This window comes from Neobacillus drentensis, from assembly GCF_036962765.1.
GTDB classification, from domain to species: domain Bacteria; phylum Bacillota; class Bacilli; order Bacillales; family Cytobacillaceae; genus Neobacillus; species Neobacillus drentensis_C.
Map to the genome: position 1 here is coordinate 11,324 of NZ_JBALOS010000242.1, position 8,331 is coordinate 19,654.

9 protein-coding genes are annotated in these 8,331 nt (G+C 42.9%); all 9 read right to left on the bottom strand.

Annotation, left to right across the window (positions count from 1 at the left end):
• Positions 1–592, bottom strand: a 592-nt coding sequence (locus V7137_RS24900) for an aldehyde dehydrogenase family protein (RefSeq protein WP_335700561.1), incomplete at its 3' end; no start/stop codon positions are given.
• A gap of 60 nt (positions 593–652) precedes the next feature.
• Positions 653–1,306, bottom strand: coding sequence for an ethanolamine utilization microcompartment protein EutL (gene eutL, locus V7137_RS24905; protein ID WP_335694392.1), 654 nt, complete (start codon positions 1,304–1,306; stop codon positions 653–655).
• Between the two features lie 15 nt (positions 1,307–1,321).
• A complete protein-coding gene (gene eutC / locus V7137_RS24910) occupies positions 1,322–2,293 on the bottom strand; it encodes an ethanolamine ammonia-lyase subunit EutC (RefSeq protein ID WP_335700562.1) in 972 nt (323 codons plus the stop codon).
• A gap of 12 nt (positions 2,294–2,305) precedes the next feature.
• Entirely contained in the window at positions 2,306–3,670 is a 1,365-nt protein-coding gene (locus tag V7137_RS24915; RefSeq protein ID WP_335700563.1) for an ethanolamine ammonia-lyase subunit EutB, read from the bottom strand.
• A 17-nt stretch (positions 3,671–3,687) separates the two neighbouring features.
• Positions 3,688–5,133: an ethanolamine ammonia-lyase reactivating factor EutA gene (locus V7137_RS24920; protein ID WP_335700564.1), complete on the bottom strand. Its 1,446-nt coding sequence runs from the start codon at positions 5,131–5,133 to the stop codon at positions 3,688–3,690.
• Positions 5,134–5,271: 138 nt separating this feature from the next.
• Positions 5,272–5,772 (bottom strand): EutP/PduV family microcompartment system protein, encoded by a 501-nt coding sequence (locus V7137_RS24925; RefSeq protein ID WP_335700565.1) that lies wholly within the window; start codon positions 5,770–5,772, stop codon positions 5,272–5,274.
• Positions 5,773–5,809: 37 nt separating this feature from the next.
• Positions 5,810–6,151, bottom strand: a complete 342-nt coding sequence (eutS, locus tag V7137_RS24930) for an ethanolamine utilization microcompartment protein EutS (protein ID WP_218346798.1) — start codon at positions 6,149–6,151, stop codon at positions 5,810–5,812.
• 54 nt (positions 6,152–6,205) lie between these two features.
• Positions 6,206–6,778 carry an ANTAR domain-containing response regulator gene (locus V7137_RS24935; protein WP_335700566.1) on the bottom strand — a complete coding sequence of 191 codons (573 nt, stop codon included), beginning with the start codon at positions 6,776–6,778 and terminating at the stop codon, positions 6,206–6,208.
• Positions 6,779–6,781: 3 nt separating this feature from the next.
• Positions 6,782–8,215: a sensor histidine kinase gene (locus tag V7137_RS24940; protein ID WP_335700567.1), complete on the bottom strand. Its 1,434-nt coding sequence runs from the start codon at positions 8,213–8,215 to the stop codon at positions 6,782–6,784.
• Between the last annotated feature and the right edge of the window lie 116 nt (positions 8,216–8,331).

The following is an 8,331-nucleotide window of genomic DNA, read 5'->3' on the forward strand; positions in this document are numbered from 1 at the left end:
CAGTTGCTAAAATCAAATTAATATCACGATGGTGTATTAATTCAGTGGTTGCTGCCATTGTTGGTTTTGAGATCCAGCCAATAATTCCGTCCGGCGCTCCCGCATCAACGGCTGCCTCCAAACAAATCTTTAAAGCGGCGACTGAGCATTTCACTGCCCGAGGGTGCGGACTAAATACGATTCCATTTCTTGTTTTTAGTGCGATTAATGCTTTAAAAATCGCACTCGAAGTTGGATTTGTCGTTGGAATGATCCCGGCAATCACCCCAAAAGGTGAGGCGACTTCGATTATTTTCTTTGTACGGTCCTCATTAATGATTCCAACTGTCTTCTCGTTTTTAATAGATTCATAGACAGCAAGTGAACCGACGTCATTTTTCATTTTTTTATGTTCGACTACACCCATTCCGGTTTCTTCAACCGCCATCTGGGCTAATTCAAGTGATTTGGCAGCAGCCGCTTCGGCAGCCCGTTTCACAATTTTGTCGACTTGTTCTTGGGAAAACGCCAAGTACTTTTGCTGTGCTTCTTTTGCTTTCTGAACTGCATCCCGCATTTCCTGAATGGATTGTAGATCTAAATCAAATGGCAACAGGGACACTCCTTTCTAAAATTACATGTATGCAGCATTATCCACCAATTAAATAGGAATCTAATACTGTCGTGGATTTCTCGCAATCTCGATAATCACTGCACGAAAAGCATCTGCTGCCGCCTGGCATGCCGATTGCGACCCGGTCAATAGCCCACCTCCAAAGTTTGTTTCCGAAGGCGGTCCAAAAAACTTAACCAGCTCTACATCCGCAGCCTTTAACGCCGCATCCATTCCATACACCGCCTCAAGCGGCGGGGCAATCAAATAGGCTAGTGCTTCTCCTTGATTAATCCCTGCCTCAGCTGATAGATAAGAACCGGTTCTTGCCACGACATGGGCATACAATGCATGGCTTTTTTCCTCATTGATTGCCTCAAAATACGCTTCATTTTCTGCGGTTTGAATCACCGCATCTATCCCGCTTTTCACTTCATCTGGACTTGGACCGGCCAACACGCCGATCATTTCACCAGACAATGGCCCTGATGCATGCGCGGAACCTGCGTAGAAGGACTTTGCATAGACAACATCAACATCTGCGCGTTTCGTTGCTTCATCAAGAGCTGTATAGCCAACATCGTCAATCGTTGAGGTAAAAATCGCTAAACTCCGTTGATGGGGTTTTAACTGAAACTGAGCTGCTAAGGCAGGGTCAACGTTTGGAATAATCCGAACAGCCAAGATATTTGCATGAATTCGTTCTAATGCCATTTATTAACCCTCCCCTTATTGCTCTTTTTGTACTAGCGAAACACCGCTGGCTTCATATTTTAATATTTTTTGCACGACCGTTCCGATATAGGCGCCGGCTTCCACCGGTGGAATGCCGCCTTTATGAATATTGGAGATGACCATCCGTTCGGCCTCAATGGTGCCGTGGCGTGGTTCATAGCAGAGATACGCACTTAACGATTCCGCACTCACGAGTCCTGGACGTTCACCAATCAAGTAAACAATCACTTTCGGTTTTAGGATCTCCCCAACATCATCCATTGCCGCCACCCGGCCTTTTTCGATAAAAAATGGTGTTCCGACATCGAGCCCTAAGCTTTGAAGCGATTGATGAAGAGATAAATAGACATCCTCTAAATTTTCCTCGACCGCTTTCGAACTTAAGCCGTCAGAAACAATAATTTGAACCGTCGGAGACTTTTTACATTTTTGATCAATTAATTGTTTTGCCTCATCAGAGAGCTTTCGGCCGAAGTCAGGACGGCGGACATAGACCTCTTTGTCGGAAACCTTCGTGTTCACTTTTAATAAGGATAAGCTTTCAAGAATTTTCGGATCGACATCACCATAAACGGCATCGACAGCTGCTGCATGGTCAAAGCGAAACTTCAGCCAAGTGTCCGTTTTGGGCCTTAATCCCGCACGGCCGACGCCAATTCTTGCCGGTGTTTTGCTAATTAAAAGATCCAGCTCTTCCTTATTAATCGGATTTTCAAGTCCTACAGGCGGCTTTGGTTCAAGAAGTATTTCTTTTTCAAGGGCTGACACCACGCAGCCCGGACTTTGATTGCACTCTGTTTCAACATGATTCGTCCGGTGGTTCCAAAATTTCACTTCCACTTTTGCCGATGTATCATCGTTCGTCTTTTTCTTCACTTCTTCCACCGCCGCACCGCCAGCAGCGGTCTTCATCTGCAATTTTTCAACCACCATTTTCGTGATTTGTTCCACTAACTCAGGATTCACTCCTTACACCTCCTATCGCGAAAAAATCGTCGGGTCCCCTGCATATTTACTTAATTTCCCGTTTTCAAAAATCCCCATTTTCTCCAGCCATGATTCAAATGATGGTGCCGGCCGTTTATTCAGCGTCTGTCTTAATGTCGCAACATCGTGATAACTTAAGCTCTGGTAATTGAGCATACAATCATCCCCCATTGGCGCAGCGATAATAAAATTCACCCCTGCCGCGGAAAGCAGCACGCCAAGATCTTCAATGTCGTTCTGGTCTGCTTTAATATGGTTTGTATAGCAAATATCAACGCCCATTGGAATGCCATGCATTTTTCCCATAAAATGATCTTCAAGACCGGCTCGAATCACTTGTTTGTTGTTGTACAAGTACTCTGGTCCGATAAAGCCGACTACCGTATTGACAATATACGGGTCATAGTAGCGGGCAAAGCCATAATTCCGGGATTCCAATGTCAATTGGTCGATATCATAATGTGCTTCGGCGGATAATTCCGAGCCTTGGCCTGTCTCAAAATACAAACGTTGTGGACCCGTTCCTGTACCGTATATTTTCGCCATTTCATTGGCTTCCTCCAAGAGAGAAGCGGTAATCCCGAAAGAACGATTCGCCGCTTCGGTTCCGGCAATACTCTGGAAAATCATATCTGCCGGCGCCCCCTGCTGGACCGCTTTCATTTGAGCTGTCACATGGGCAAGCACACAGTTTTGCGTTGGAATTTCCCATTTTTGAATAAAGTCATGTGTCGCATGCAATAACCGTTTTACACTTTCAACGGAGTCATCTACCGGGTTTATACCAATTACTGCATCTCCAATCCCATACGCAAGCCCTTCTTTCATGGAGGCCATCATCCCGTCGACATTATCCGTCGGATGGTTTGGCTGCAGCCTAGAGGCTAACACTCCTTTTTGACCAATCGTACTATTGCATTTGGATACAACTTCTATTTTATTGGCGGCATGGACTAAATCGAGGTTGGACATGATCTTTGCCACCGCTGCAATCATTTCACTATTCAGACCTCGGCTGAGGCGTTTCAAGTCTTCACCGGTAGTTGAATCGTTCAGGATATACTCGCGAAGCTCCGAAACAGACCAATTTTTAATCGATTGATAGATGGGTCCGTTGATCTGACCCTCGATAATCCTTGAAACCTCATCCTCTTCAGGAGGTAGCATTGGATTTTCCCTAATATCTCGTAGTGTTAAATAGCTCAACACTTGTTTTGCTGCAATTCTTTCCTGAACCGTCTCAGCAGCGATCCCGGCTAAGCGGTCGCCGGATTTTTCTTCATTTGCTTTCGCAAATAAATCCTTTAGTGAGGAAAACTGATAGACAGTACCTAAATAGGTGGACTTTAATCTCATAAGAATGCCCCCTTTCGTCATTTCTGGAATGTTAATGTTTTTATGATGACAGGAACAACATCGGTTTCGAGCACTTGGCCTATATCCAAATAGTCCCCATTTTCAACTTTAATTTGATCAATACAAATGACGGATTGCACCGGAGCCTTCCGCTTGAGTGTTTGCCCGAGAACTTTTGCATAATCCCGGTCAAGCACAAGGACCAACTCTTGAGTTTGATTCGGTTTTTGTTTCATTGCTTTGAGGATGGATTCAGCAAATTCATCGATTTCACGGAATCTTAAGTAAGGCAATTCTGAAAAATAAACCGCAAAATTCTGTCCGTCACGCTGCGGGTCATAGAGATCGAGTGCTTCCTCCATCCGCTTGGATAATTGGTTTATTTCCGTTTTAAAATCACCCTCGAATCGAATCTGGTAAACCGGCAAGTTTTTCATCGGCAATTTACGATGATCAACTTCAATGGTTGCGCCGCTGATTTCAGTCGTTTGCAATCCGGCGCCCAGCACTGTGGCCCGAACCGTTTCCTGCGGCTTTACCCAAGTCCATTGAGCAAGACTAGAGCTTTCCTTTAAGGAGGCGGCTAACATCAACCCGATATCATCGTATTGGGCCGACTGTACGGTTCCGGTCTCATGCTGATACATGCATTCACTTATCCCGCCTGAGAACATAATCGCCTCAATATCTTCCACCCAGTTAGGTTCATGCCCTAGCAGCAACGTTAGATCCTCGTTTGTAAGTGCCTTTTTTAACATCCGCGCAATGACATCTGCCATATAATCGGTTACTTGTTTTATCGATGATGGATTTTGGGTTTGCCCCTCCACCATTCTTGAATCCCATTGTCTCAGTAAATTCTTAACTGGCGGAGAAATACTCTGGATTTTATGATCGTTACATTCAATTAATCTGCCGCCTACATGAAGCGTACAGGTTCCACAAAGTCTGCCAGATTTATAAACGGCCACATTGGCGGTACCCCCGCCGATATCGATATTGGCGATAACCTTTCCCGTATCTTTCGAATATTCATAGGCGCCCGATCCCTTAGCGGCAATTATTCCTTCTAAGTCAGGACCAGCTGTTGCAACTAGAAACTCACCAGCCTGGTCAGACAGCTGATGCAGCATTACTTCTGCATTTGACTTTGTTGCTGTTTCACCCGTAATGATCACTGCCCCCGTTTGAATATCCTTCGGCTCAATACCTGCTTTCTGATATTCCTTTCTGACAAGGTCTTCCATTTTTTCAATATCAATCGTGGTTGGTGAAAGCAGCGGTGTCCGGTAAATCGGGCTGCGATAGATGACCTGTTTGTCAATGATTTCAATTCGCGGCACATGTGCCCCGCCAGCCATATTCATTAACGTGAACCGGCTGATTACCAGCTTGGTTGTACTTGTACCTATATCGATCCCCGCACTGATCATTTCTTCTTTTTGCGGGCTTTTGAAATTCATCTCAACTCCCCCAAAAAAACAAAAAGCGCCCCTTGTAAACTATCCCAAATTAGATAGTTTAAAAGAGGCGCCATTGCCATTAAATTCATTTGTTATTCATAATATAAATTATTTTCTGGATATTGTAAAGGCTTTCATTTAAAAAATAACAAATGGGGATGGATTTCCTTCAAAATACTTCTTCATTTCCTGTGTCGAACGGAAGTTTACCAGATTCCGGATCTCCTCTATTCCTTCATTTTTTAGGGAAGAGGTAATGACGATCGGACCTTTGGTTACGATTACCTTTTTTAACAAAGAAATGGCTAGTTCAACGTCAGCCTGGTCTGAATCACTTTTTGTGACGACCCCTATGGGGATTTTATTGATTCCGCTGCTGAATCCTGGCGGGAAAATCATTTTCTTCTTGGTCGCATCCTGTAAATACAGGACATGGGTCACTTCTAATGCCGTTGCCATGATATTTTTATAGTAGAACGGGTTTTCACAATATTCTCCTGGGGTATCAACAATCCAATCATAGTAATTCAGCGACTGCGTTTTGACAGCAGGCACTTCCCGGCCAAGCAATGCATTCGTTAACGTCGATTTTCCGGCCCCAATGGAACCGATCAGCATGGCTCGGTTCTTTTTCATCATCAGATTTCCTCCTTTCTTGAAAATCGATTTTATGATTCTATGACTTCGTGATCTCCGCCGGGGTATATTTCAGCGTAGCTTGCAAAAAACGGTTGATTTCCTGCATCGCCATTTCCACCTCTGAAACATTGCCGACAATCACAAGACTTCCGGTAAAGCGATCCAAAAATCCTAACTTGACATTAGCCGATTTGGTGGCTAAATCTCCGGCAATAATCACCGTCTCACTTGGGGTCAGCGTTAAAATCCCTAATGCCCCAGCCTCCTGTATCCCCAGTTTTTCAAACATATCCGGGTCCGGATTGGCAATAATATGACTTAAAGTTACCTGTTTCCCTGGGACAAACTCCTGTATAAACCGCTTTTTCTCTTCGTTCACGNNATAAAAAATAAAACCTACTAAGCACCTTTGCTTCAACTATTCACTTGTAAACTAACTTGGGTACTTCAAAATAATGTACTTTGCCACTTTTTCCAATGGCATTTGTTTTTTCATGCTAAGGTCTCTAATCTTATTGTAAGCTGTTTCCTCCGGTAAATTCAATTGTTTCATTAAAATTCCTTTTGCTTTTTCCACGAGCTTTCGGTTTTTCAGTTCCCGATTCATTTCTTCTACTTTTTCTTTGTAAAGAATAGCATTTTCTGCCTGCTTCAAAGCAATTTCAACCGCCGGAATCAAATTTGCCTCCGAAATCGGCTTTACAAGATACCCTAAAATATTTGCCTTCTTCGCTTTTTCTATATATTCCTTTTGACTATAGGCAGTTAACAGCAAAATCGGGATATTGAATTTGTTGGAAATAATCTCACTGGCCTTTAATCCGTTCAGCTTCGGCATTTTAATATCCATGATCATTAAGTCAGGCTTAAGGCTGTAGGCCAATTCAATTGCTTTCTCGCCATCAGCTGCTTCCGCCACAACATCATAGCCAGCATCTTTTAACATGAGGGAAACATCCAATCGGACGATGGACTCATCTTCAACTACGATAATTCGCTTTTTCATTCCTTAATCCTCCCTCGCAAAGGGAAATTCGACGGTTACTTCCGTTCCTTCACTAGTTCCTTCAATGGAAAAATGGCCCGTTAAATCGTGTTCAATCATCATTTTAACAATATCAAGCCCTAATGACGGCTTCATGGAAGGAGTATAGCCAATTCCATTATCTTTTACGAGGACTCTTACTGCAGAAGCCTCTTCCTGGATGACTACATCAATTTGGCCCTCAGTCATCTCTGCAAATGCATGCTTCACACAATTTTGAATTAATTCATTGATAACAAGAGCAACGGAAACAGCTAGATTCGATTGAATAAAGATCTTTGGGCCCGAATAGTCGATCGAAATTAATTTTCCTTCATGATCTTCACTAAAGACCAGCATATTCCCGATTTTTTCTATTAAACTGACAAGTTCTACATCATCCTGATTTTCAGAATTGGATAAGATGATTTCATAGACAGAGGCAATACTTACAATTCGGTTAAGGCTCTTGATAAAATGAAACTTGCTTTCTTCGGGGACCCCTCTTCGCATCTGCAGCCGAAGAAGACTCGCTACCGTTTGCAAGTTATTTTTTACGCGATGATGGATTTCCCGGATGGCCACGGTCTTTACGGTAAGCTCCCTCTCTTTTTCGCGCAGCTCTGTTAAGTCACGAAAAATGATAAATGATCCGCTATTTTTCTCATGCTGCACAAGAGCAATTTTTTTCATTTGAAAGACTTTATTTTGAATGATGATTTCTTGGATCACAAGTTCATCCGGCAGCCTGCACATTTCTGCAAGGTTAGGAAAATAGGAAGTAAAAAGTTTGCCGCTTTTACATTCCTCCGAACACATTTCTAAAACAAGATTCATCGCAGCAGGATTTGAATATTGAATTCGTAAATCCTCGTCAATGATGAATAGAGCTTCATCAATCACTTCTGGGATATAAGGGCGATTTTCAGCCATTCCCAGTAAGAGTTCGCTAAGCGTCTCATTCGCCTCTGTTAACGCTTTCAGTTTATTTTGATTTTGGAGCTTGTCACTGTTGTCTTTCTCCATGATCAACGTACCAATCACCCGGTTATGGATTCCAACAATCGGAACAACGCTTTGTTCGACTTTTTTCCCTTCCTGGGTTAAGGCATGATTGAGAAAAAGCGGCTTACCCGTCCGAAACGCATAAAAAACAGCAGGCTCAAACGTTTCATAGGCAAACTTTCCGACCACCGGATTTTTATAGACAGAATTAGCCGTTCCTGGTGCTGCTTCTGCCACCACAATAGCATGCTTTTTTTCTCTTGTTTGACAATCAACAAACACATTTGCTTGATTTAAATCGGCAATTAATGGCAGGTTTTGAACCACATTTTGGATCTTTTGTATGTCTTGTTCCGATAGGTCTGTGTGAAGCTGACATAGAGTTACAACGTTGTTCATCTCAGTTTTAATCATGTCATAGCCCCAATCTTAATATTCTAATATATAAAAATATTTTATATATCATTTAGATTAGTGTCAATCTTCTGTTTTTTTTACAAAAAATGGTTCACCGTGACCGGTATTAATTG

Excerpts from the sequence above, each read along its gene's own strand:
- eutL (WP_335694392.1), bottom strand. The coding sequence starts at position 1,306 with ATGGCATTAGAACGAATTCATGCAAATATCTTGGCTGTTCGGATTATT.
- V7137_RS24915 (WP_335700563.1), bottom strand. The coding sequence starts at position 3,670 with ATGAGATTAAAGTCCACCTATTTAGGTACTGTCTATCAGTTTTCCTCA.
- V7137_RS24920 (WP_335700564.1), bottom strand. The coding sequence starts at position 5,133 with ATGAATTTCAAAAGCCCGCAAAAAGAAGAAATGATCAGTGCGGGGATC.
- V7137_RS24925 (WP_335700565.1), bottom strand. The coding sequence starts at position 5,772 with ATGATGAAAAAGAACCGAGCCATGCTGATCGGTTCCATTGGGGCCGGA.
- V7137_RS24935 (WP_335700566.1), bottom strand. The coding sequence starts at position 6,778 with ATGAAAAAGCGAATTATCGTAGTTGAAGATGAGTCCATCGTCCGATTG.
- V7137_RS24940 (WP_335700567.1), bottom strand. The coding sequence starts at position 8,215 with ATGATTAAAACTGAGATGAACAACGTTGTAACTCTATGTCAGCTTCAC.